The sequence below is a fragment of the Streptomyces sp. NPDC041970 genome (genome assembly GCF_055588985.1).
Window position 1 is genome coordinate 12,774 of record NZ_JBVJCD010000018.1, and the last position, 23,464, is coordinate 36,237.

Sequence of the window (23,464 nt, forward strand, 5' to 3'; positions counted from 1 at the left end):
GGGCGCGTGGGTTGCGGCGTACGGGTGGGGCGCGCGGCTTCGGGCGTACGGGGGCGGGCACGCGGCTTCCGGCGCAGGGAACCGGGTGCGCGGCTTCGGGCGTACGGGGGCGGGCACGCGGCTTCCGGCGCACGGAACCGGGGGCGCGGCTTCCGGCGCACGGGCCGGGGCGTACGGCTTACGGGCCGGGGCGTACGGATCGGGCACGCGGCTCCCGGCTTCCGGCTTCCGGCTTCCGGCTTCCGGCTTGCGGGGCGAGGCGTACGCGTACGGACGTACAGGTCCGGCGTACGGCGAAGCCCCCGTGCGCCCGGTCGGTCGGGGCACGGGGGCTTCGCGGCTCAGCTCATCAGCTCTGGGGCAGGCCCGCGAGCTGGGCGCTGATGCGCTCGATGTCGGCCTCGGCCTTGGCGAGCCGGCCGCGGATCTTGTCGACCACGTTGTCCGGGGCCTTGGCGAGGAAGGCCTCGTTGCCGAGCTTCCCGGTGGCCTGGGCCTTCTCCTTCCGCGCCGCCTCCAGGTCCTTCGTGAGGCGCTTGCGCTCGGCCGCCACGTCGATCGTGCCGGACAGGTCCAGGGCGACGGTGGCCCCGGCGACCGGGAGCGAGGCGGTGGCCTGGAAGCCGTCCCCGGCGGGCTGGAGGCGCAGGAGCTGGCGGATGGCCGCCTCGTGCGGGGCGAGCGCCGTGCCGGTCAGGGTCAGCTCGGCCGGGACCTTCTGGCCGGGCTGGAGGCCCTGGTCGTTGCGGAAGCGGCGGACCTCGGTGACGACCTGCTGGACCAGCTCGATCTCCTGCTCGGCGGCGTCGTCGCGGAAGCCGGAGTCGCCCGGCCACTCGGCGATGACGATCGACTCGCGGCCGGTGAGCGCGGTCCACAGCGCCTCGGTGACGAAGGGGACGATCGGGTGCAGCAGCCGCAGCATGACGTCCAGGACCTCGCCCAGGACCCGGCCCGAGACCTCGGCCGGGCGGCCGCCCGCGAAGAACGTGGTCTTGGACAGCTCGACGTACCAGTCGAAGACCTCGTCCCAGGCGAAGTGGCGCAGCGACTCGCTGATCCTGGCGAACTGGAAGTCGTCGTAGAACGCGTCGACCTCCGCGACCGTCTTGTTCAGACGGGACAGGATCCAGCGGTCGGTGACCGACATCTCCTCGACCGGGGGCAGTTCGCCCTCGATCGTGGCGCCGTTCATCAGGGCGAAACGGGTGGCGTTCCAGATCTTGTTGGAGAACTTCGCCGAGCCCTGGACCCACTCCTCGCCGATCGGCACGTCCGTGCCGGGGTTGGCGCCGCGCGCGAGGGTGAAGCGCAGGGCGTCGGAGCCGTACTTGTCCATCCAGTCCAGCGGGTTGACCACGTTGCCGAAGGACTTCGACATCTTCTTGCCGTGCTCGTCGCGGACCATGCCGTGCAGGACGATGGTCCCGAACGGCGGGACGCCGTCGTTGACGTACAGGCCGAACATCATCATCCGGGCGACCCAGAAGAAGAGGATGTCGTAGCCGGTGACCAGGACGGAGTTCGGGTAGAACTTCGCGAGGCTGTCGGTCCGCTCGGGCCAGCCGAGCGTGGAGAACGGCCACAGGCCGGAGGAGAACCAGGTGTCCAGGACGTCGCTGTCCTGGGTCCAGCCCTCGCCGGTGGGCGCCTCCTCGTCCGGTCCGACGCAGACGACCTCGCCGTTCGGCCCGTACCAGACGGGGATGCGGTGGCCCCACCAGAGCTGGCGCGAGATCGTCCAGTCGTGGAGGTTGTCGACCCAGTCGAAGTAGCGCTTCTCCATCTCCTGGGGGTGGATCTTGACGCTGCCGTCGCGGACCGCGTCGCCGGCGGCCTTGGCGAGCGGGGCGACCTTGACCCACCACTGGAGGGAGAGGCGCGGCTCGATGGTGGTCTTGCAGCGCGAGCAGTGCCCCACGGAGTGGACGTAGGGGCGCTTCTCGGCGACGATCCGGCCCTCGGCGCGCAGCGCGGCGACGATCGCGGAGCGGGCCTCCAGCCGGTCCAGGCCCTCGAACGGGCCGGGGACGGTGATGACCGCGCGCTCGTCCATGACCGTGAGGAACGGCAGGTCGTGGCGCTTGCCGATCTCGAAGTCGTTCGGGTCGTGGGCGGGGGTCACCTTGACCGCGCCGGTGCCGAACTCCGGGTCCACGTGGTGGTCGGCGACGACGGGGATCGTCCGGTCCGTGAGGGGCAGCTTGATCCGCGTGCCGACCAGGTGCCGGTAGCGCTCGTCGTCGGGGTGGACGGCGACGGCGGTGTCGCCGAGCATCGTCTCCGCGCGGGTGGTGGCGACGACGATGGTCTCCTCGCCCTCCCCGTACGTCATGGAGACCAGCTCGCCGTCGTCCTCCTGGTACTCCACCTCGATGTCGGAGATCGCGGTGAGGCAGCGCGGGCACCAGTTGATGATGCGCTCGGCGCGGTAGATCAGCCCGTCGTCGTACATCCGCTTGAAGACGGTCTGGACGGCCTTGGACAGGCCCTCGTCCATCGTGAAGCGCTCACGGGACCAGGCGACGCCCTCGCCGAGGCGGCGCATCTGGCCGGAGATCTGGCCGCCGGACTCGTCCTTCCACTGCCAGACGCGCTCGACGAACGCCTCGCGGCCCAGGTCGTGGCGGGACTTGCCCTCCTTGGCCAGCTCACGCTCGACGACGTTCTGGGTGGCGATGCCGGCGTGGTCCATGCCCGGCTGGTAGAGCGCCTCGTAGCCCTGCATCCGCTTCCGGCGGACCAGGGCGTCGATCAGGGTGTGCTCGAAGGCGTGGCCCAGGTGGAGGGAGCCGGTGACGTTCGGCGGCGGGATGACGATGGAGTACGGCGGCTTCTCGCTGTGCTCGTCGGCTTCGAAGTACCCGCGCTCTACCCAGCGCTCGTACAGCTTCCCCTCCACATCGGCCGGCGCGTACTGGGTCGGCAGTTCGGGGGGGCTGGCTGGCTGCTGCTGAGCGTTCTCGGTCACGCGGACAGTTTAGGGCCGTCACAGTCCTGCATTGAAACGGGTTGTTTCAGTAACGGTGTCCGGTCCGATGTCCCATGTCAGGTCGGCTTCCGTCAGGATGTTCGCGACGCACAGGATTTCGGAGGGGAACCCCAATGAGCTACAACCAGCCGGGCCCGTACGGTGGGCAGCCGCCGCAGGGCCAGCCCGGACCGTACGGACAGCAGCCGGGCCCCTACGGCGCCCCGCCGCCGCAGGGCCCCCCGCAGGGCCAGCCCGGTTACGGTTACCCGCAGCAGGCCCCCCAGGGCGTCCCGCAGCAGCAGCCGAACCCGTACGCCCAGCCGCCCCAGCAGGGTTACGGCCACCCGCAGGCCCAGCAGCCGGGACCGTACGGCCAGCAGCCGCCCGCTCCCCCGTACGGCGGCCAGCAGGGGTACGGCGGCCAGGCCCCGTACGCGCCGCAGCAGCCGAAGAAGAAGACCGGGCTGATCGTCGGCGTGGCCGTGGTGGCGCTGGCGGTCATCGCGGGCGGGGCGTACTTCCTCACCTCGGGCTCCGGCAGCGCGGTGGCGGACTCCACGAAGGGGTACAAGCTGACGCCCCCGGAGACCGTGGACGCCTACAAGAAGGAGGGCTCCAAGTCCGCGGAGTCCGGCCCGGTCACCGGGGACGACAAGGCCGAGGCCGAGGCCATGGGGATCAAGAACGCCAACAAGGCGGCGGCCCAGTACCAGAGCGGCAGCAAGGACAACCCCCTCGCCCAGAAGATGCTCATCTTCGAGGGCCTCTGGGGTGAGGTCGCGGACCCGGAGAAGACGCTCGACGACGCCTTCGCCGCGGCCGAGGCCAACATGGCGAAGAACGGCAACGGCAAGGTCTCCCTGGTGGGCAGCCCCAAGGAGTTCAAGCCGGCCGGCTTCGAGGGCGCGCTGATGAAGTGCCAGGACTTCAAGATGGTCAACGGCGGGGCCGGCGGCACCACGAAGGCGCCGAAGGAGATGACCATGCCGATCTGCATCTGGGCCGACTACAGCACCGTCGGCATCGTCGGCAGCACCGACGTCGGCTCGGCGCTGACGGGCAAGTCCGTGCCGCAGGAGGACGCGGCCGCCCTCGCCGCCAAGCTCTACAACACCTCCCGCACCAAGATCTGACGCCACGTCCGATCCGCCACGCCGAAGGGGCGCCCACCGGTCGACCGGTGGGCGCCCCTTCGGCGTACGGGGTGTCGCGTGCGGCTACGCGGACTTCTCGTGGCGGCCGCCGTCGTTCTTGCCGATCGTGCGCGGCTCGCGCGGGACCAGCGTGGGGTTGACGTTGTCGCGGACGACGTCCGCGGTGATGACGACGCGGGCGACGTCCTTGCGGGACGGGACCTCGTACATCACGGACTGGAGGACTTCCTCCATGATGGCGCGCAGCCCGCGCGCCCCGGTCTGGCGCAGGATCGCCTGGTCCGCGATGGCCTCCAGCGCGCCGCGCTCGAAGTCCAGCTCCACACCGTCGAGTTCGAACAGGCGCTGGTACTGCTTGACCAGCGCGTTGCGCGGCTCGATGAGGATCTGGAGCAGGGCCTCGCGGTCCAGGTTGTGGACCGAGGTGAGCACCGGGAGGCGGCCGATGAACTCGGGGATCATCCCGAACTTCACCAGGTCCTCCGGCATGACCTCCTGGAACTGGTCGCTCGCCTGGATCTCCAGCTTGGAGCGGATCGTGGCGCCGAAGCCGATGCCCTTGGCGCCGGCGCGGGACTCGATGATCTTCTCCAGGCCGGAGAACGCGCCGCCCACGATGAAGAGCACGTTCGTCGTGTCGATCTGGATGAACTCCTGGTGCGGGTGCTTGCGGCCGCCCTGCGGCGGCACGGAGGCGGTGGTGCCCTCCAGGATCTTCAGCAGCGCCTGCTGCACGCCCTCGCCGGAGACGTCGCGGGTGATCGACGGGTTCTCGCTCTTGCGGGCGACCTTGTCGATCTCGTCGATGTAGATGATCCCGGTCTCGGCCTTCTTGACGTCGTAGTCCGCGGCCTGGATCAGCTTGAGCAGGATGTTCTCGACGTCCTCGCCGACATAGCCGGCCTCCGTCAGCGCCGTCGCGTCCGCGATGGCGAACGGGACGTTGAGCATCCGGGCCAGCGTCTGCGCCAGCAGCGTCTTGCCGGAGCCCGTGGGGCCCAGCAGGAGGATGTTCGACTTGGCCAGCTCGATCGCGTCCTCACGACCGGCGCCGCCGCCGTTCTCCCCGGCCTGGACCCGCTTGTAGTGGTTGTACACCGCGACCGAGAGGGCCTTCTTCGCGGGCTCCTGCCCGACGACGTACCCCTCCAGGAACTCGTAGATCTCACGAGGCTTGGGAAGCTCCTCCCAGCGGACCTCGCTCGTCTCCGCGAGCTCCTCCTCGATGATCTCGTTGCAGAGATCGATGCACTCGTCGCAGATGTACACACCGGGTCCCGCGATGAGCTTCTTCACCTGCTTCTGGCTCTTTCCGCAGAACGAGCACTTGAGCAGGTCGCCGCCATCACCGATGCGTGCCACGAGGTGCTTCCCCTTCGCCTGGGAGACGCCTGGTTCAGCGGCTCCTGGTGCCTCTATCCGACGGTACCTTGCCTGTGGCCCGGAACGGGCCCCCCTTGGCACGGTTCACACGGCCTGGTCGTGCGAACGGCAGGTGCCAAGGGGAAAAGACCGACGTCAGAGCGATGCGCCCGCGGTGGTCTTGCGGGTGGACACGATCTGGTCGACCAGACCGTACGCCAGGGCGTCCTCGGCCGTGAGGATCTTGTCGCGCTCGATGTCCTCGCTGATCTTCTCCAGCGGGGTGGTCGAGTGCCGCGCCAGCATCTCCTCGAGCTGCGTGCGCATCCGCAGGATCTCGTTGGCCGCGATCTCCAGGTCGGAGAGCTGCTCGCGGCCCGTCTGCGAGGACGGCTGGTGGATGAGCACGCGCGCGTGCGGCAGCGCCATGCGCTTGCCCGGCGTGCCCGCCGCGAGCAGGACGGCGGCGGCGGAGGCGGCCTGGCCCATGCAGACGGTCTGGATGTCCGGCTTCACGAACTGCATCGTGTCGTAGATCGCGGTGAGCGCGGTGAACGAGCCGCCGGGGCTGTTGATGTAGATCGAGATGTCGCGGTCGGGGTCCATCGACTCCAGGCACAGCAGCTGCGCCATGACGTCGTTGGCCGAGGCGTCGTCGATCTGGACGCCGAGGAAGATCACGCGCTCCTCGAAGAGCTTGGCGTACGGGTCGTACTCGCGCACGCCCTGCGAGGTGCGCTCCACGAAGCGCGGGACGACGTAGCGGTTGTCCACCTGCGGGCCGGTGTAGAGGCCGCTCGCGGAGGCGCCGGGGAAGTTGTTCATGTGGGTGTTCACCATCCTGGTGGCGTTCTGTGGGCTGGAGGTCTCGGCGTACGAGAGGGGTGCGGGAGGCGCCGCCGGTCCGGTGGGAACCGGGTCAGGCACCGGTGCCGCCGCCGCCCGGAATGCCCGAGGCGAACGTGATGATCTCGTCGATGAGGCCGTAGTCCTTGGCCTCCTCCGCCGTGTACCAGCGGTCGCGGTCGCCGTCGCGGATGATCGTCTCGACGGTCTGGCCGGAGTGGCGGGCGGTGATCTCCGCCATCCGGGTCTTGGTGCGGAGCAGGTACTCGGCCTGGATCTTGATGTCCGAGGCGGTGCCGCCGATGCCGGCCGAACCCTGGTGCATGAGGATGTCGGTGTTCGGGAGCGCGAAGCGCTTGCCCGCCGCGCCGCCGGTGAGCAGGAACTGGCCCATCGAGGCGGCCATGCCCATGCCGATGGTGACGACGTCGTTGGGGATGTACTGCATGGTGTCGTAGACCGCCATGCCGGCCGTCACCGAACCACCGGGGCTGTTGATGTAGAGGTAGATGTCCTTGTCCGGGTCGGCGGCAAGGAGGAGGAGCTGCGCGGTGATCTTGTTGGCGATGTCATCGTCGACCTGCTGGCCGAGGAAGATGATGCGCTCGCCGAGCAGTCGGCTGTAGACCTGGTCACCGAGGCCTCCACCGAGGGACGGCTCTCCGGCGGCGTAGGGCATCAGATTCGTCACGTATCCACCTGCTCGTCTCTGACGGCTCCGGCCGTCTCAGCGTCTTCGTACCGGGCGGGCGAGGGACGTCCCCCACCCTTCCTCTTCATGGACCCTAACGCGCAGGTGGGACAACGCCATCCCGCTTCCGCAACTGTTCGCTGGGAGCGCAAGGTCCGCACGGCGCACCGGGGTTCCGGGGCGCGGGGCGCGAAGACGGCGGGCCCCGGACGCGTGGTGCGTCCGGGGCCCGCCGGGCGGCAGCGCGGAGCTGCCGTACGGATCAGCGCGAGGCTCAGGCCTCGTCCTTCTTCTCCGCCTCGCCCTCGGCGGCGGCCTCGGCCGGCTCCGGGGTCTCGGCGGTCTCCGCGGCTTCCTCGTCGTCCTCCAGGTCGACGACCTCGCCGTTGGTGTCGACGACCTTGGCGGCCTCGACGACGACGGCGAGCGCCTTGCCGCGGGCGACCTCGCCGACGAGCATCGGCACCTGGCCGCCCTCGACGACGGCCTGCGCGAACTGGTCGGGGCTCATGCCGGAGGAGGCGGCACGCCGCATGAGGTGCTCGGTGAGCTCCTCCTGGTTGACGTTCAGCTTCTCCTTGTTGACCAGCTCGTCCAGGATGAACTGGGTCTTGATGCCCTTGATCGCCTGCTCGGAGGTCTCGTTCTCGAACTCCTCCAGGGTCTTGCCCTGGATCTCGAGGTACTTCTCGAGGTCGAGGCCCATCTGACCGAGCTGGTGGTGCTCCAGGTTGTGCTTGCGGGTCTGGATCTCGTCCGCGAGCAGCTTCTCCGGGATCGGGACCTCGGCGAGCTTCAGCAGCTCCTCCAGGACGCGCTCCTGGGCCTGGGTGGCCTGGTCGTACTGCTTGGTGGTCTCCAGGCGCTTGCGGCTGTCGGCCTTCAGCTCCTCCAGCGTGTCGAACTCGCTGGCCATCTGGGCGAAGTCGTCGTCCAGCTCGGGGAGCTCGCGGGCGGCGACGGCGGTGACCTTGACGGTGACCTCCGCTTCCTTGCCCTCGGCGGAGCCGCCCTTCAGCTCGGAGGTGAAGGTGGCCTCGCCACCGGCCTCCAGGCCGGTCACGGCCTCGTCGATGCCGTCGAGGAGCTCGCCGGAGCCGATGGTGTACGAGACACCCGCGGCCACGCCGTCCTCCAGGACCTCGCCGTCGACCTTGGCCTCCAGGTCGATCGTGACGACGTCGCCCTCGGCGGCGGCGCGCTCGACCGGGTTGGTGGAGGCGAAGCGCTCGCGGAGCTGCTCCACGGCCTTCTCGACCTCTTCGTCGGTGACCTCGAGGGCGTCGACGGTGACCTCGATGCCGGAGTAGTCCGGGATCTCGATCTCGGGGCGCACGTCGACCTCGGCGGTGAAGGCCAGCAGCTCGCCGTCCTTCAGCTCGGTGATGTCGACCTCGGGCTGGCCGAGGACGTTCAGCTCACCCTCGTTGACCGCCTCGGTGTAGAACTTCGGGAGGGCGTCGTTGACGGCCTCCTCCAGCACCGCACCGCGGCCGAACCGCTGGTCGATGACGCGGGCGGGGATCTTCCCCTTGCGGAAGCCCTTCACCGTGACCTGCTGGTTGATCTTCTTGTACGCCGCGTCGAGGCTGTCCTTGAGCTCCTCGAAGGGCACCTCGATGCTGAGCCGAACCCGAGTCGGGTTCAGGGTCTCCACGGCGCTCTTCACGGTTCGGTCTCCTTGGTGGCTGACTTCTAGGGGTTCTGCTGGGCCGCCGATCGGCGGCTTCGCGGACCGAGCCCGGTACATCAGACACACGGGCACGCATTTTGCATAGTAACGGCAAGCGGCAGGAGTCCCACAACGCGATCTTGCCGGTGGTCGGGGTGGCCGGATTCGAACCGACGACCTTCCGCTCCCAAAGCGGACGCGCTACCAAGCTGCGCCACACCCCGTCGGTGCGACACGAAGGGTACATGCACGGGGGCCGTGCTTACGCCGCTTTCCGCCGCTTCGCGGGGCGGCCGACGGGGTCCGGCCGGCGGTCGGCGCGACGGGTGTGCGGGCACCGCCGCCGACCCGCTACGATGCTTCTCGTGCCGCGGTCCTCGGACCTGCGGCGCGGTGCACGCGGGCGTAGCTCAATGGTAGAGCCCTAGTCTTCCAAACTAGCTACGCGGGTTCGATTCCCGTCGCCCGCTCCACGCGGAACGCCGAAGGGCCGGACAGAGGATGATCCTCCGTCCGGCCCTTCGGCGTCGCCCTGCCGTCCGCCGCCGTCCGGGGCGGCGCCGTTCAGAAGCTGATCTGGTTGATGGTCTCGGCTATCGAGTTCATGAACCTGTTGATCGAGGGCGCCATGCCCGTCGACGCCAGGAAGAAGCCGAACAGCACGGCGACGAGCGCCGGGCCGGGCTTGATCGAGCCCCCGCGGATCATTACCACCAGGATGACCGCGAACAGCAGCACCATAGACAGTGAAATAGCCACGTCTGATCACACCCTCGGTCGGTCCGCCTTGCCGGCCCGGAAGCGTGCACCAGAGCGCGCCCCGTCGCCCCCATCGTGCCACCAACTACCCCCTGGTCGCTGCCGGGTGACGGAACAGGGTGACCGGATCCCGCCATCCTTCACCGCTTCGGGGCCTGTACACCGCCGAGCGCGCGCCGGGGTGCGCGCCGGGCGGGCGGGCCTCGTGCGGAGGCCGCGCCCTACGCCGGCGGAACCGCGGGCAATTCCCTGCGGCCGCATAGCGCGCCGCCGATCGTTTCCTTATCCCCACACGTCGTCCACAGCCCCGTACGGCAAGGCCCGAGGGAATATCCCCTACCCAACTCCCCGCCGATATGCCCCATTTAAGGGGTATCAAGCAGGTCATAACGGTCAGCTCTCAGGGGTTTTCCCTGCGAATACCGGGGAACACGCAGTATTTCTGCGTGGTTTTACGCGAGGCAATCGACCGGTCTAGGGTGCCTGAGATGTTCCAAGCTCCGAGCGCATTCCCCAGGGCCCCGATCCCCCCGGTGAACCGGGAGCCGGAGCCCAGACGCACGCGGACGCCGACCGCCGCCGCGCCGCCCGCCGCGGCCGGGGGACGCGATCCCTACTTCGACAACGTGAAGTATCTGGCCATCGTCCTCGTCGCCGTGGCGCACGCCTGGGAACCGGTGATGGACGGCAGCCGGGCCACTCGGGCGCTGTACCTGGTCGTGTACATGTTCCACATGCCCGCCTTCGTCCTCGTCTCCGGCTACTTCTCCCGCTCGTTCGAGGCGACCCCGGCCAGGGTGCGGCGGCTGATCACCGGGGTCGCCGTGCCGTACCTGCTGTTCGAGACGGCCTACGCGCTGTTCAAGCGGTACGCGGGCGACGCCCCCGACACACCGGTCAGCCTGGTCGACCCGCTCTTCCTGACCTGGTTCCTGGTCGCCCTGTTCGTCTGGCGGATGACGACGCCGATCTGGCGCTCCCTGCGCCACCCGCTGCCGGTGGCGCTCGCCGTCGCGGTGCTCGCCTCCGTCTCCCCCGACATCGGCGACGACCTCGACCTCCAGCGGGTCTTCCAGTTCCTGCCGTTCTTCGTCCTCGGCCTGCTGCTGCGGCCCGAGCACTTCCACCTGGTCCGGCGGCGCGAGGTGCGGCTGCTGTCGGCGCCGCTGCTCGCGGGTGCGCTGGTCCTCGCGTACTGGATCGCCCCGCGGATGCGGCTCGGATGGCTCTACCGCGCCAACAGCGCCCAGGAGATGGGCGCGCCGTGGTGGGCGGGGGCGGTGATGACGTTGGCCATGTTCGGCTGCGCGCTGCTGCTGACCGTCGCCTTCCTGGCGTGGGCGCCGCGTGGGAGGACGTGGTTCACGGCCCTGGGCGCCGGCACGATCTGCGGCTACCTGCTGCACGGCTTCCTGATCAAGGGGGCCGGGTACGCGGGGCTGTTCGACCGCTTCGCCTGGCTCTCGGACCCGGCCGGGCTCGTCCTCGTCACGGTCGTGGCCGCGGCGGCGGTGACGCTCCTGTGCACGCCGTCGGTCGGCCGGGCCATGAGGTGGGCCACCGAGCCGGAGATGCGCTGGGCGTTCCGCGAGAAACCCGCCCGGCACTGACGCCGGGACTCCGGCGGCCCGCGGCCCCACCCGCTTCCGGCGGCCCGGCCGCGGGCCCCGGTGGGGGGCGGCTCACCCCGCCGTCGGGTTGGCTTGATCCTTTCGGTACGGGGGCGATGCGTCCGCGCTCAGCCCGAGCAGGCCCCGCACCTGCGCATACTTCGCCGCGAGCCGGGTACGCACCTCCGGTTCCAGGAGGGCGAGGCGGGCGGGGTCCGCGTTGTGCGCGAGGTCCGCCTCCTTGACGAGCAGGGCCCCCGGAACGGCGAGGACGCGCCCGGCGTACGAGGCCGGCCCCTCGCCCGGCCGCCTGGTCACCGCCATGACCATGTCCTTCACCCCCTGGGGCAGGGCGGCCCCGTCCAGCCACCTCGGGGAGAGGACGCCGTCTTCGATCGCGTCGTGCAGCCAGGCGGCGGCGATCTGCTCCTCGCCGCCGCCCCGCGCCCGTACGCCTTCGGCCACCGCCGCCAGGTGCTCGACGTACGGGCGGCCCGCCTTGTCCCGCTGGGCCGCGTGCGCCTCGCGGGCGATGGCCTCCACCTCGGCGAGGGACAGATCACGGTCGGTCATGGGCCGACTGTACGGCCGCCGCCGGGCCGCCGGGAGCCCCTGCGCCGTGGCCCCGGATCGGAACGGCCGCGGGGGCGCGCGGTGTCGCCCCCCCTCCCCGTTCCGGACCTTACGAACATAAGCGGACAATATCACCGGGCTATCGTTGCAACGTCAATCCTTCGGTAAACTAATTACTGATGGATTATTGACACCCCCTTGACGCGCTCTTGACCTACCCCAAGGACCAGGCTCATCGGACACGCAGACACACTCCTCGCCATGGGTGGCGCCTTCCTGGCCGCTGCCGTCCTCGCCCGCCTCGGCGGCCGCATCGGGCTGCCGACGATCCCCCTGTTCATCCTGGCCGGGATCCTCCTCGGCCCCCACACCCCCGGTTACACGCTCCTCTCCAACCCGCACGACCTGGAGATGCTCTCCGCGCTGGGACTCGTCCTCCTGCTCTTCTACCTGGGGCTCGAGTTCCACATGGACGACCTCAGGACGGGCGGCCGCAAGATGGCCGTCGCGGGCGGGACGTATCTCGCCCTGAACGTCGGCGCGGGCCTCGCCTTCGGCTTCGCGCTGGGCTGGGGCACCTCGGAGGCGCTGGTGCTCGCCGGCGTCCTCGGGATCTCCTCGTCCGCGATCGTCACCAAGGTCCTGGTGGACCTGGGGCGCATCGGGAATCCGGAGACCAGGCCGATCCTCGGCATCATCGTCGTCGAGGACGTCTTCCTCGCGCTGTACCTCGCCGCGCTCCAGCCGATCCTGTCCGGTGCGGACAGCCTCGCGGCCGCGGCGGTGGACGGCGGCAAGGCCTTCGGCTTCCTGCTGCTGCTCGCCCTGGCGGCCCGCTTCGGCACGAAGGTCATCGGCAAGCTCATGGACACCAAGGACGACGAGCTGCTGGTCATCTCCTTCCTCGGTGCGGCCGTCTTCGTCGCCGGCGTCTCGGAGATGTTCGGCGTCGCCGACGCGATCGGCGCCTTCATGGTCGGCCTGATGCTCGGCTCCACCGCGTCCGGCGACCGCATCCTCAAGCTGGTCCACCCGCTGCGGGACGCCTTCGGCGCGATCTTCTTCTTCGCCTTCGGCCTCTCCATCGATCCGGGCGACCTGCCGAGCGTGCTCTGGCCCGTGCTGGCGGCCGTGGCGGTGACGCTCGTGATGAACGTCCTCGCCGGGCTCGCCGCCGCCAAGGTGTACTCCTTCGGCGCGCAGGCCACGGCGAACATCGCCACCACGCTGGTCGCCCGCGGCGAGTTCGCGCTCATCCTGGCCACCATGGCCGCGGCCGCGGGGCTGGACGACCGGCTCTCGCCGTTCATCGCCGGCTACGTCCTGCTGCTCGCCGTCCTCGCGCCCCTGGCGGCCGGGCGGTCGCACTGGCTGGCCCGCGTCCTGCCCGGCGGACGCGGCAAGGACGGGGACCCGGACCGGGAGCACGTACCGGTCTCGGTCTGAACGTCAACGCGGAGGCGTCCGACACCGACTTCGGGTGTCGGACGCCTCCGCGTTGACCGGGGGCGCTCGGACGCGCCGCTCAGCCCCGGCGCGAGAGGAGCAGCAGGGCCCGGTCGTCGTTGACGTCCTTGGCGCAGGCCTCGATCAGATGCCAGGCCGCGCCCTCGAACCCGGTCGTCACGTAGCGGTCGGCCTCGCCCGTCAGCCGGTCGATGCCCTCGGAGATGTCCCGGTCGGACGCCTCCACCAGGCCGTCGGTGAAGAGCATCAGCACGTCCCCCGGCGCGAGCGACCCCTTGACGGCGTCGAACTCGGCCCCGTCGTAGACCCCGAGCAGCGGGCCCTCCCCCGCCTTCTCCTCCCACTGCCCGCTGCTCGCGTGCAGTTGCAGGGCGGGGGGATGGCCGGCCGAGTAGATCTCGTAGTCCCCCGAGTCCAGGTCCAGCACCAGGTGGATCGAGGTGGCGAAGCCCTCCTCCCAGTCCTGGCGCAGCAGGTAGCCGTTGGCCGCGGGCAGGAAGCCGTGCGGGGGCAGGGAGCCCAGCAGGCCGCCGAAGGCCCCGGAGAGCAGCAGCGCGCGGGAGCCCGCGTCCATGCCCTTGCCGGAGACGTCGGTGAGGACGGCCTCCAGGGTGCGCCCGCCGTTGGTGCGGGCGGCGACGACGAAGTCCCCGGAGAACGACTGCCCGCCCGCCGGGCGCAGGGCCATCTCGCGGTGCCAGCCCTGGGGCAGCCGGGGCAGGGCGCTCTGCACCCGGATGCGCTCGCGCAGGTCGAAGAGCATCGTGCCGCCGCGGCGCCAGGGGACGCCGACCCGCGCCCGGAACTGGGCGAGGACGAGCCCGAAGAACCCGCAGGCGGCGACCACGAGCACGGTGCCGGGGGTGACCCGGCCGGGGCCGTCCTCGTACGGGCCGAGGGTGAGCGCCTCCAGGATCAGGGCGGCGGCGGCCGTGGCGTACAGGCCGAGCAGGCTGGCGGGGCGCAGCAGCAGGCCGCCGGCCACGATCGGCAGGACGAGGGCGGTCGGGGCGACCCACAGGGGGCTGACGACGGTGGCGAAGGTGATGGCGGGGATCGTCAGCAGCAGTCCGGCCAGGGCGATCCAGTCGGAACCGTCGCCGCGGAAGTAGTCGACCCCGGATCTGCGCAGCGCGATGCGGGCCCGGTGCGTCCTTCTGCGCCACCGGGCCCCGAGGTCTTCTGCTCCTCCGCTACGGGCCACTGCGGGGACCCTATCCACCCGGACGCCTCCGGTGCAGGGGGACCCCGGTGACAATGCGCGCGAAAGGGGGGCGTCCGGACGGCGCGAACGGGCATCGGGGGCATATGCCACCGGATGGACGCGGACGGGGCGTCTCAGGCGCCGGGCGGGCCGGGGGGCTGGCACCTCGGGCACCAGAAGAGGTTGCGGGCCGCGAGGTCCGCGGTGCGGATCTCCGTACCGCAGATGTGGCAGGGCAGGCCGGTGCGGCGGTAGACGTAGACCTCGCCGCCGTGGTCGTCCACGCGGGGCGGGCGGCCCATGGCCTCGGGGAGGTGCTCGGGGCGGACCGTGTCGATCCGGTTGTTCCGCACCCCCGCGCGCATCAGCTCCCCCAGGTCGGCCCAGATCGCGTCCCACGCGGGGCGGGTGAGGTCCCGGCCCGCGAGGTAGGGGTCGATGCCGTGGCGGAAGAGGACCTCGGCGCGGTAGACGTTGCCGACGCCCGCGATGACCTTCTGGTCCATCAGCAGGGCGGCGAGGGTGGTCCGGCTGCGGGAGATCCGCTGCCAGGCGCGTTCGCCGCCGTCGCCGCGCAGCGGGTCGGGGCCCAGCCGCTCGTGTATCGCGCGCTTCTCGGGGTCGGTGATCAGGGCGCAGGTGGTGGGGCCGCGCAGGTCGGCGTGGTGGGAGGCGTTCACCAGGCGGAGGCGGACCGTGTCGGCGGGCGGCGGGGGCGGGGCGGTCCCGAAGCCGAGCTTGCCGAAGAGGCCGAGGTGGATGTGGACCCAGCCGCTCTCGCCGAAGCCGAGGAAGAGGTGCTTGCCGTGGGCGTCGGCGGCGGTGAGCGTCCGCCCGTCGAGCAGGGCCGCGCTGTCGCGGAACGTGCCCTGCGGGCTGCTCACCCGCACCGGTGCGCCCGCGAACCGTTCGGCGTGGTCGTCGGCGAGGCGGCGGATGGTGTGTCCCTCGGGCACGGCGGGGCTCCTGCGGCTGGGCGGGCGGGCACGGCCGTGCCGCCGGGTCCGGGGACCCGGCGGCACGGGAGGAGGCGGGGCTGCGGGGCGGGGTCAGCCCTGCTGGGGGTGGTGGGCCGGGATCGGGGGGAGTTCGCCGGTGGCCTCGTACGCCGAGAGCATCTCGATGCGGCGCGTGTGGCGCTCCTCCTGCGAGTACGGCGTGGAGAGGAAGATCTCGACGAACCTCGTCGACTCCTCGACCGAGTGCATCCGGCCGCCGATCGCGACGACGTTGGCGTCGTTGTGCTCGCGGCCGAGGGCGGCGGTCTGCTCGCTCCAGGCCAGTGCGGCGCGGACGCCCTTGACCTTGTTGGCGGCGATCTGCTCGCCGTTCCCGGAGCCGCCGATCACGATGCCGAGGCTGTCCGGGTCGGCGGCCGTCCTCTCGGCGGCGCGCAGGCAGAACGGGGGGTAGTCGTCCTGGGCGTCGTAGACGTGGGGGCCGCAGTCGACGGCCTCGTGGCCGTGGGCGCCGAGCCACTCGACGAGGTGGTTCTTGAGTTCGTAACCGGCATGGTCCGATCCGAGGTACACGCGCATGGTGGGAAGTGTGGCACGGACTTATCCGGGTAGCGATCAGCGGGGTCGGAGCCCTGTGTCCCCGCCCGGTGTGGTCAAGGCCACTCGGGCAACGATCGGGCAAACGATCTGAGAGAGGGGGTTCCGTTTCTGTTCCCCCACGGGCTTGAATGCGTGGGCTCGTCCCCTCGCTCCGCCCGGCGGAGCACGGGGCGCCCCCCATGCATGGACACGTAAGGATTCCCCATGACGTCGCAGACGACGCTGGCGAAGTCGGGCCAGGAGCCCGGTGAGCCGGGACGCCCGGATTCGTCGGGCGGCCTTCAGGCAGGCCTGAAGAACCGCCACCTCTCGATGATCGCGATCGGCGGTGTGATCGGCGCGGGCCTCTTCGTGGGGTCGAGCGCGGGGATCGCGGCCGCGGGCCCGGCGATCCTGCTGTCCTACGCGCTGGTCGGCCTGATGGTCGTCCTCGTCATGCGGATGCTCGGCGAGATGGCCGCCGCCCGCCCGAGTTCGGGCTCCTTCTCGGCCTATGCCGACCAGGCGCTGGGCCGTTGGGCCGGGTTCTCCATCGGCTGGCTCTACTGGTTCTTCTGGGTCGTGGTGCTCGCCGTCGAGGCGACCGCGGGCGCCAAGATCCTGGAGAGCTGGGTCCCCGGTGTGCCGCAGTGGGCCTGGGCGCTGATCGTGATGGTCGTGCTGACCGCCACCAACCTGGTCTCGGTGGGCAGTTACGGCGAGTTCGAGTTCTGGTTCGCCGGGATCAAGGTCGTGGCGATCGCCGCGTTCGTGGTGGTCGGGCTGCTCGCCGTCTTCGGCGTCCTGCCCGGCTCGGACCACGCCGGCTCGGGGCTGGCGCATCTGACGGACACCGGCGGCTTCTTCCCCAAGGGGGCCGGCGCGATCCTGACCGGGGTGCTGATGGTCGTCTTCTCGTTCATGGGCAGCGAGATCGTCACCCTGGCGGCCGGGGAGTCGACGGACCCGCAGCGGGCCGTGTCCAAGGCCACCAACAGCGTGATCTGGCGCATCGCCGTCTTCTACCTCGGCTCGATCTTCGTGGTGCTGACGCTGCTGCCGTGGAACGACCCCTCGATCCTGGAGAAGGGCAGCTACGTCGCCGCGCTCGACGTGATCGGCATTCCGCACGCGGGCCGGGTCATGGACTTCATCGTGCTGACCGCCGTGCTGTCCTGCCTCAACTCCGGCCTCTACACCGCCTCCCGGATGGCGTTCTCGCTCGGTGAGCGCGGCGACGCGCCGAAGTCCTTCGCCAAGGTCAACCGGCGCGGGGTGCCGCAGGCGGCGATCCTGTCCTCGGTCGTCTTCGGCTTCGTGGCGGTGTTCTTCAACTACCAGTGGCCCGACACCGTCTTCCAGTTCCTGCTGAACTCCTCCGGCGCGGTCGCCCTGTTCGTCTGGCTGGTCATCTGCTTCACCCAGTTGCGGATGCGCGGGATCATCCTGCGCGAGGACCCCGACAAGCTGGTCGTGCGGATGTGGCTCTTCCCCTACCTCACCTGGGCGACGATCGCGATGATCTCCTTCGTCCTGGTGTACATGCTGACCGACGACGCCGCCCGCGAGCAGGTCGTGCTGTCGGTGCTGGTCGCCGCCCTCGTGGTGGGCATCGCGCTCTTCCGCGAGAGGCGCGACCGCAAGGCCGCCGCACAGTGACCCCCGGCCGCTGACCGAGACCGGCGTACGCGTGCGCGGGCGGGCCTCTCCGTCCGTACGGGGCGGGGTCAGCCGCGGCGCCCGAGGAGCTTCCAGGCCGCGGGGAGCGCGCCCATGGCCAGCGCCGCCTTGAGCGCGTCGCCGATCAGGAACGGGGTGAGGCCGGCCGCGACGGCCGCGCCCAGCGGCATCCCGGTGGACAGCGCCAGGTAGGGCACGCCGACGGCGTAGATGATCGCGGAGCCGACGGCCATCGTGCCCGCGGTGCGCAGCATCGAGCGGTCGCCGCCGCGCCGGGCCAGGGCGCCGACCACGGTGGCGGCCAGCAGCATCCCGAAGACGTAGCCCAGGGACGGCATCGTGACGCCCGCGGCGCCCTCGGCGAACCACGGCATCCCGGCCATCCCGACGAGGGCGTACAGCGCGAGGGAGAGGAAGCCGCGGCGGGCCCCCAGCGCGGTGCCGACGAGGAGCGCGGCGAACGTCTGGCCCGTGACCGGGACCGGCGAGCCGGGGACCGGGACGGCTATCTGCGCCGCGATGCCGGTGAGGGCGGCGCCGCCCAGGACGAGGGCCGCGTCCACGGCGTAGCGGTGCCGGACTGCGGGCAGCAGGTCGGCGAGGACCGCTCCGGAGCGGACGGGGGCGGCAGCAGTGCTCATCGGGACTCCGCGGGTGAGGGCAGACGGGTACGGGTCGGGCTCCCGCCGACGTTAGCCCACGGGCGTGCGCCCGACCACCATCAGCCGTCCACAAAGCGGCAGTTGACGGCTTGGTGGGGTTCGCACAAAGCGCCCGGCGCAATCGCGTTCCGGCGTGACGCTCATCACGGAGGTGAACACGGAAGTGGCGGGTTTTGGAGACGAACGCTCCGGGGCGCGAGACTGTAGCTTCCCCATAAACGATCAGCGTCCTCCGATCGGCCGCGAATGACCCGAGAGCGACCCTCCCCCATGCACGAGGCCCCGCCCCCCACGTCCGCCCTCGTCTCCTCCGAGCCGCTCTCCCACGGACTCGAGCAGCGGCATCTGACGATGCTGGGGCTCGGCGGGGTGATCGGGGCCGGGCTGTTCGTCGGTTCGGGCGCCGGGATCGCGGTGGCCGGACCGGCGATCGTCGTCTCGTACCTGATCGCGGGGGCGCTGGCGATGATGGTCATGCGGATGCTCGGCGAGATGTCCGCCGCGATGCCCGCCTCCGGCTCGTTCTCCGTGCACGCCGAGCGCGCGCTCGGGCGGTGGGCCGGGTTCAGCGTCGGCTGGCTGTACTGGTTCCTGCTGGTGGTCGTCCTGGCGGTGGAGGCGACGGCGGCCGCGCAGATCGCCCACGGCTGGGCGCCGGGCGTCCAGCCGTGGGCCTGGGTGCTGCTGTTCATGGTGGTCTTCACCGCGGCGAACCTGGCGGCGGTGCGGAACTTCGGCGAGTTCGAGTTCTGGTTCGCCGCGCTGAAGGTCGGCGCGATCGTGGTCTTCCTGGTCCTGGGGCTGCTGGCCGTGTTCGGCGTGCTCCCCGACACCGAGCCGGTCGGGATGGGCAACCTCACCGGGCAGGGCGGCTTCCTGCCGAACGGCTGGAGCGGCGTCGTCTCCGGCGTGCTGACGGTGGTGTTCGCCTTCGGCGGCCTGGAGGTCGTCACCATCGCCGCCGCCGAGACCGACGACCCGGCGCGGGCGGTGGGGCGGGCGGTGCGCAGCGCGGTGGTGCGCATCCTCTTCTTCTACGTGGGCTCGATGCTGGTCATCGTCGCCGTGCTGCCGTGGACCGCGCAGCGGGCCGGACTGAGCCCGTACGTGAAGGTCCTGGACGCGATCGGGGTTCCGTCGGCGGGGCAGATCATGAACATCGTGGTGTTCGTGGCGCTCCTCTCGGCGCTCAACGCCAATCTGTACGGCTCCTCCCGGATGGTCTTCTCGCTGGCCGAACGCGGCGAGGCGCCGCGCGGGCTGCTGAAGGTCGCGGGCGGCGGGGTGCCGCGCCGGGCGGTGCTGGCGTCGGTGGCCTTCGGCTTCGCCTCGGTCCTGCTCAACCTGGTGTGGCCGGACACCGTCTTCCTCTACCTGCTCAACTCGGTCGGCGCGGTGCTGCTGTTCGTCTGGGCGCTGATCGCCGCCTCGCAACTGCGGCTGCGGCGGCGGCTGGAGCGGGAGGCTCCGGGGGCGCTCGCCCTGCGGGTGTGGTGCTTCCCGTATCTGACCTGGCTGACGCTGGCCGGTCTGCTGGGGGTGTTCGTGCTGATGCTGGCCGATGACGCGGCGCGCCCGCAGGTGCTGTGGTCGACCGGGGCGACGGCGCTGGTGCTGCTGGTGGCGGTGGGCCGGGCGGCGCGGGAGGGGCGGAGCGGGCGCGGTCCGGGGGCCGGGGGCCGCTGAGCGGGACGGGCCGGCCGGCCCGCTGTCACCGTTCGGTGATCGTGTGCGTACGGTGTGTGAGACGGGTGCTCGCATAGCGGACGTCTGTTCCCCGCGAACGGTGGGGTTGTCCACACTGTGGGCTCGTCCCCCTGTCGGCTACCGAACAGAGTTCGTCCATGTCCCGGACCTCCGCCTCTCCCGCCCCCGACGACTCCGCGGCCACCGCGTCGGCGGACTCGGCGCTCGCCCACGGCCTCAAGCAGCGGCACCTGTCGATGATCGCCCTCGGCGGGGTGATCGGCGCCGGGCTGTTCGTCGGCTCGGGGGCCGGCATCGCCGCAGCCGGGCCCTCGATCGTCGTCGCGTACGCCGTCTCCGGACTGCTCGTCATGTTCGTGATGCGGATGCTCGGCGAGATGTCGGCCGCCAACCCGGCCTCCGGCTCCTTCTCCGTGCACGCCGAGCGGGCGATCGGCCCGTGGGCCGGGTTCGCCGCGGGGTGGTCCTACTGGTTCCTGCTCTGCGTCGCCGTCGGCCTGGAGGGCATCGGGGCCGCGCAGATCGTGGGCGGATGGCTGCCGGGGACGCCCGAGTGGGCGTGGGTGGCGCTGTTCATGGTGATCTTCCTCGGGACCAACCTCGCCGCCGTGAAGAACTTCGGCGAGTTCGAGTTCTGGTTCGCCGCGCTGAAGGTCGGCGCGATCACGCTCTTCCTGGTGCTCGGCCTGCTCGCCATTTTCGGCCTGCTGCCCGACACGGACGCGCCCGGCCTGTCCAACCTCACCGGTGACGGGGGCTTCCTGCCCAAGGGCATGGACGGCCTCATCATCGGGCTCCTCGCCTCCGTCTTCGCGTACGGCGGTCTGGAGACCGTCACCATCGCCGCGGCCGAGTCCGAGGACCCGGTGCGGGGCGTGGCGAAGGCGGTCCGCACGGCCATGTGGCGCATCGCGGTGTTCTACATCGGCTCCATGGCCGTCATCGTCACGCTGGTCCCCTGGGACGACCCGAAGGTCGCCGAGGTCGGCCCGTTCTACGCGATGCTCGACCACCTGGGCATCGGCGGGGCCGCGCAGATCATGAACGTGGTCATCCTCATCGCCCTGCTCTCCGCGATGAACGCCAACATCTACGGCGCCTCCCGGATGGCCCGCTCCCTGGTCGCCCGCGGCCAGGGGCCGGCGGTGCTGGGCCGGATCTCCTCCGGGGTGCCGCGCAACGCCGTGCTCTTCTCCTCCGTCTTCGGGTTCCTGTGCGTGCTGCTCAGCTACTGGCGGCCCGACGACGTCTTCCCCTGGCTGCTGAACATGATCGGCGCGGTGATCCTGGTCGTGTGGATCTTCACGGCGGTCTCCCAGCTCGTCCTGCGCGGCCGGACGGAGCGGGAGGCGCCGGAGAAGCTGGTGGTGCGGATGTGGTTCTTCCCCGCGGGGACCATCCTCGCCCTGGCCGCCATGGCGGGCATCTTCCTGCTGATGCTGCGCCAGCCGGGCACCCGTGACCAACTCCTGGCCACCGGTGCGCTGACCCTCGTGCTGAGCGTCGTCGGACTGGTGCGCCAGCGACGCGGCCGGACCGCGGCCGGGGCCCCCGAGCCGCGTCCGTAGGGGCGGCGCGAACGGTTCCAGGAGGACATGACAAGGCCAGGCGGCGTACGCCGGGCCGTCATCCGCCCTCGCTTCGGTGGTGGTCCCACCACCGAAGGAGCTGCCATGCCCGTCGCGCCACGGCGTCGTTCGATCCTCCTGGCCACGGCAGCCGCCACCGCGGCCGCCACCGCCCCGGCCGCCGCGTCCGCCCCCGCGGGCCACCGCCCGCGCCGCCCCGCCGGCCCCCTGGTCATCGGCCACCGCGGGGCGGCGGGCTGGCGGCCGGAGCACACCGCCGAGGCCTACGCCTACGCCGTGCGGTCCGGGGCCGACTGGATCGAGCCGGACCTCGTGGCGACGAAGGACCACGTCCTGGTCGTCCGGCACGAGAACGAGATCGGCGGCACCACGGACGTCGCCGCCCGCCCGGAGTTCGCGGACCGCCGCACCACCCGGACGGTCGACGGCAAGGCGGTGACCGGCTGGTTCACCGAGGACTTCACCCTGCGCGAGCTGCGGACGCTGCGCACGGTCGAGCGGCTGCCGCTGGTCCGCGACCGCAACACGGTCTTCGACGGCCGGGGCCGGGTGATGACCTTCCAGGAGGTGGTCGACCTGGCCCGGCGCCTGTCGCGGGAGGCGGGCCGGCGGATCACGGTGTTCCCCGAGACCAAGCACCCCGCGTACTTCCGCTCGATCGGGCTGCCGCTGGAGGAGGAGCTGATCCGGGTGGTCCGCCGCAACGGGCTGACCGCCCGCGACTGCGTCGTCCAGTCGTTCGACCCGGACAGCCTGCGCCGGGTGGCCGCCGCGCGCCTCGGGCTGCCGCTGTGGCAGGCGCTCGGCACGAGCGGCGGCCCGTACGGGCACGCCGTCACCTACCGGGACATGATGAGCCCGGCCGGGCTGCGGGAGATCGCCTCGTACGCGCAGTGGATCGGCCCGGACAAGTCCTCGCTGCTCCCGCCCGGCACGCTGCTGCGGGACGCGCACGCGGCGGGCCTGAAGGTCGGCGCGTACACCTTCCGCGCGGAGAACCAGTACCTCCCCGCCGCGTACCGCAGGGGCACGGCGCCGACCGGATTCGGGGACGCGTTCGCCGAGTACGCCTTCCACTACGAGCAGGGCGTGGACGCCGTCGTGACGGACTTCCCCGACCTCGCGGCGCAGGCCAGGGAGGACCTGCGCCGGTAGCCGGGCGACCGGCCGGCCGGGAGCCGGCCGGCCGCGCGGCCGGTGTCAGCGGGTGGTGCGCCGGCCCGCCGCCGTCTTCTTGCCCGTCCGCTTGGCGGCCTTCTCGTCCGCCGCGGGCGCGTCCGCCTTCTTGCCCGGCGAGCGCTTCCCGGCCGCCTTGCGGGGCGCGGCGGCCCGTGCCGCCTGCTCCTCGGTCGCCGCGTCGGCGTTCGCGAGGGTCCCGGAGCTGGACTCCAGGTGGGCCCGGACGAACCACTGGAACTGCTCCAGCCCGCGCAGGTGCTCGATGAGCAGGTCCTCGGTGACGGGGTCGATCTCGGCGGCCTTCTCCGCCGCCTCGCGGTGGTCCTCGATGATGCCCGTGTAGACGAGGTCCAGGGCGCCGAGGTGGGCGATGGCGTCGGCGCGGCCCACGCTGTAGTCGTCCCAGGTGCGCCCCGCGACCAGGGCCCCCGGTGTGCCCTGCGGCTCGCCGCCGAGGGCCGAGATGCGTTCGGCGGCGGTGTCGGCCATGTCCCGTACGGCGGCGGTCTGCGGGTCGAGCATCTCGTGGACGGCGATGAAGTGCGGCCCGACCACGTTCCAGTGGATGTGCTTGAGGGTGAGCGCGAGGTCGTTGAGCGCGTGCAGGCGCGGCACCAGGAGGTCGATGACCTGCTTCCCCTCCTCGACGTCGAGGCCGGGGACGGTGTAGCGGGGGGTGGGCTGCGAGGGGGACACGGGACTCCTTCTGGGGTGGTGAGGGGTGGTGGTGTCCGCTGCCCGGTGCCGGGCGCCCGCCGCGCGTGCGCGCGGAGGGCGCCCGTCGGGCGCGCGGGACG

Annotated in this window: 19 protein-coding genes and 2 tRNA genes; 8 read left to right on the top strand and 13 right to left on the bottom strand. The window is 71.3% G+C overall.

The features are described 5' to 3' along the window. Positions 1–349: 349 nt before the first annotated feature. A complete protein-coding gene (locus ACZ6EJ_RS12090; protein ID WP_469266558.1) occupies positions 350–2,971 on the bottom strand; it encodes a valine--tRNA ligase in 2,622 nt (873 codons plus the stop codon). A 134-nt stretch (positions 2,972–3,105) separates the two neighbouring features. On the opposite strand from ACZ6EJ_RS12090, the gene ACZ6EJ_RS12095 reads away from it, so the two are divergent. Continuing rightward, positions 3,106–4,107 (top strand): hypothetical protein, encoded by a 1,002-nt coding sequence (locus ACZ6EJ_RS12095; RefSeq protein WP_469266560.1) that lies wholly within the window; start codon positions 3,106–3,108, stop codon positions 4,105–4,107. 84 nt (positions 4,108–4,191) lie between these two features. On the opposite strand, the gene clpX is transcribed toward ACZ6EJ_RS12095, so the two are convergent. The 5 genes from clpX to ACZ6EJ_RS12120 all read right to left on the bottom strand — a co-directional run bounded on the left by clpX (position 4,192) and on the right by ACZ6EJ_RS12120 (position 8,923). Then, positions 4,192–5,490, bottom strand: coding sequence for an ATP-dependent Clp protease ATP-binding subunit ClpX (gene clpX / locus ACZ6EJ_RS12100; RefSeq protein WP_469266561.1), 1,299 nt, complete (start codon positions 5,488–5,490; stop codon positions 4,192–4,194). A gap of 156 nt (positions 5,491–5,646) precedes the next feature. After that, a complete protein-coding gene (locus ACZ6EJ_RS12105; protein ID WP_124268245.1) occupies positions 5,647–6,330 on the bottom strand; it encodes an ATP-dependent Clp protease proteolytic subunit in 684 nt (227 codons plus the stop codon). Positions 6,331–6,409: 79 nt separating this feature from the next. Next, positions 6,410–7,015 carry an ATP-dependent Clp protease proteolytic subunit gene (locus ACZ6EJ_RS12110; protein ID WP_366817271.1) on the bottom strand — a complete coding sequence of 202 codons (606 nt, stop codon included), beginning with the start codon at positions 7,013–7,015 and terminating at the stop codon, positions 6,410–6,412. Between the two features lie 286 nt (positions 7,016–7,301). After that, positions 7,302–8,696 (bottom strand): trigger factor, encoded by a 1,395-nt coding sequence (gene tig / locus ACZ6EJ_RS12115; RefSeq protein ID WP_469266563.1) that lies wholly within the window; start codon positions 8,694–8,696, stop codon positions 7,302–7,304. Positions 8,697–8,846: 150 nt separating this feature from the next. Then, positions 8,847–8,923 (bottom strand) — tRNA-Pro (locus ACZ6EJ_RS12120). A gap of 175 nt (positions 8,924–9,098) precedes the next feature. Here ACZ6EJ_RS12120 and ACZ6EJ_RS12125 point away from each other — a divergent pair. Continuing rightward, positions 9,099–9,172: transfer RNA gene (locus tag ACZ6EJ_RS12125), tRNA-Gly, on the top strand. Between the two features lie 91 nt (positions 9,173–9,263). Here the strand turns inward: ACZ6EJ_RS12125 and ACZ6EJ_RS12130 are convergent. Then, positions 9,264–9,407 carry a hypothetical protein gene (locus tag ACZ6EJ_RS12130; RefSeq protein ID WP_469266656.1) on the bottom strand — a complete coding sequence of 48 codons (144 nt, stop codon included), beginning with the start codon at positions 9,405–9,407 and terminating at the stop codon, positions 9,264–9,266. A 539-nt stretch (positions 9,408–9,946) separates the two neighbouring features. On the opposite strand from ACZ6EJ_RS12130, the gene ACZ6EJ_RS12135 reads away from it, so the two are divergent. Beyond that, positions 9,947–11,068, top strand: a complete 1,122-nt coding sequence (locus ACZ6EJ_RS12135; RefSeq protein ID WP_469266565.1) for an acyltransferase family protein — start codon at positions 9,947–9,949, stop codon at positions 11,066–11,068. Between the two features lie 72 nt (positions 11,069–11,140). Here ACZ6EJ_RS12135 and ACZ6EJ_RS12140 read toward each other — a convergent pair whose 3' ends face one another. Continuing rightward, positions 11,141–11,641 (bottom strand): HD domain-containing protein, encoded by a 501-nt coding sequence (locus ACZ6EJ_RS12140; protein WP_469266567.1) that lies wholly within the window; start codon positions 11,639–11,641, stop codon positions 11,141–11,143. 261 nt (positions 11,642–11,902) lie between these two features. Here ACZ6EJ_RS12140 and ACZ6EJ_RS12145 point away from each other — a divergent pair, with 261 nt between their 5' ends. Beyond that, positions 11,903–13,087 (top strand): cation:proton antiporter, encoded by a 1,185-nt coding sequence (locus tag ACZ6EJ_RS12145; protein ID WP_469266568.1) that lies wholly within the window; start codon positions 11,903–11,905, stop codon positions 13,085–13,087. A 79-nt stretch (positions 13,088–13,166) separates the two neighbouring features. Here the strand turns inward: ACZ6EJ_RS12145 and ACZ6EJ_RS12150 are convergent, their stop codons facing one another. The 3 genes from ACZ6EJ_RS12150 to ACZ6EJ_RS12160 all read right to left on the bottom strand — a co-directional run bounded on the left by ACZ6EJ_RS12150 (position 13,167) and on the right by ACZ6EJ_RS12160 (position 15,850). Then, on the bottom strand, positions 13,167–14,312 hold the full coding sequence (locus ACZ6EJ_RS12150; RefSeq protein ID WP_469266570.1) for a SpoIIE family protein phosphatase: 1,146 nt from the start codon (positions 14,310–14,312) through the stop codon (positions 13,167–13,169). A 134-nt stretch (positions 14,313–14,446) separates the two neighbouring features. Then, on the bottom strand, positions 14,447–15,268 hold the full coding sequence (locus ACZ6EJ_RS12155) for an Fpg/Nei family DNA glycosylase (protein WP_469266571.1): 822 nt from the start codon (positions 15,266–15,268) through the stop codon (positions 14,447–14,449). Between the two features lie 93 nt (positions 15,269–15,361). Beyond that, positions 15,362–15,850 carry a ribose-5-phosphate isomerase gene (locus ACZ6EJ_RS12160; RefSeq protein WP_469266572.1) on the bottom strand — a complete coding sequence of 163 codons (489 nt, stop codon included), beginning with the start codon at positions 15,848–15,850 and terminating at the stop codon, positions 15,362–15,364. Between the two features lie 225 nt (positions 15,851–16,075). On the opposite strand from ACZ6EJ_RS12160, the gene ACZ6EJ_RS12165 reads away from it, so the two are divergent. Then, the gene (locus tag ACZ6EJ_RS12165) at positions 16,076–17,509 is read left to right on the top strand and encodes an amino acid permease (protein WP_469266574.1); all 1,434 of its coding nucleotides are present in this window, start codon (positions 16,076–16,078) and stop codon (positions 17,507–17,509) included. Between the two features lie 68 nt (positions 17,510–17,577). Here ACZ6EJ_RS12165 and ACZ6EJ_RS12170 read toward each other — a convergent pair whose 3' ends face one another. Further along, positions 17,578–18,171 carry a biotin transporter BioY gene (locus ACZ6EJ_RS12170; RefSeq protein WP_469266576.1) on the bottom strand — a complete coding sequence of 198 codons (594 nt, stop codon included), beginning with the start codon at positions 18,169–18,171 and terminating at the stop codon, positions 17,578–17,580. Between the two features lie 291 nt (positions 18,172–18,462). On the opposite strand from ACZ6EJ_RS12170, the gene ACZ6EJ_RS12175 reads away from it, so the two are divergent. The 3 genes from ACZ6EJ_RS12175 (at position 18,463) to ACZ6EJ_RS12185 (ending at position 22,643) form a co-directional block, all read left to right on the top strand. Further along, positions 18,463–19,878, top strand: a complete 1,416-nt coding sequence (locus tag ACZ6EJ_RS12175; protein ID WP_469266651.1) for an amino acid permease — start codon at positions 18,463–18,465, stop codon at positions 19,876–19,878. A gap of 158 nt (positions 19,879–20,036) precedes the next feature. Further along, positions 20,037–21,467 carry an amino acid permease gene (locus tag ACZ6EJ_RS12180; protein ID WP_469266577.1) on the top strand — a complete coding sequence of 477 codons (1,431 nt, stop codon included), beginning with the start codon at positions 20,037–20,039 and terminating at the stop codon, positions 21,465–21,467. 105 nt (positions 21,468–21,572) lie between these two features. Beyond that, complete coding sequence (locus tag ACZ6EJ_RS12185; RefSeq protein WP_469266579.1) at positions 21,573–22,643, top strand: glycerophosphodiester phosphodiesterase family protein; 1,071 nt, start codon at positions 21,573–21,575, stop codon at positions 22,641–22,643. A gap of 45 nt (positions 22,644–22,688) precedes the next feature. Here the strand turns inward: ACZ6EJ_RS12185 and ACZ6EJ_RS12190 are convergent, their stop codons facing one another. Beyond that, the gene (locus tag ACZ6EJ_RS12190; protein ID WP_469266580.1) at positions 22,689–23,363 is read right to left on the bottom strand and encodes a Dps family protein; all 675 of its coding nucleotides are present in this window, start codon (positions 23,361–23,363) and stop codon (positions 22,689–22,691) included. Between the last annotated feature and the right edge of the window lie 101 nt (positions 23,364–23,464).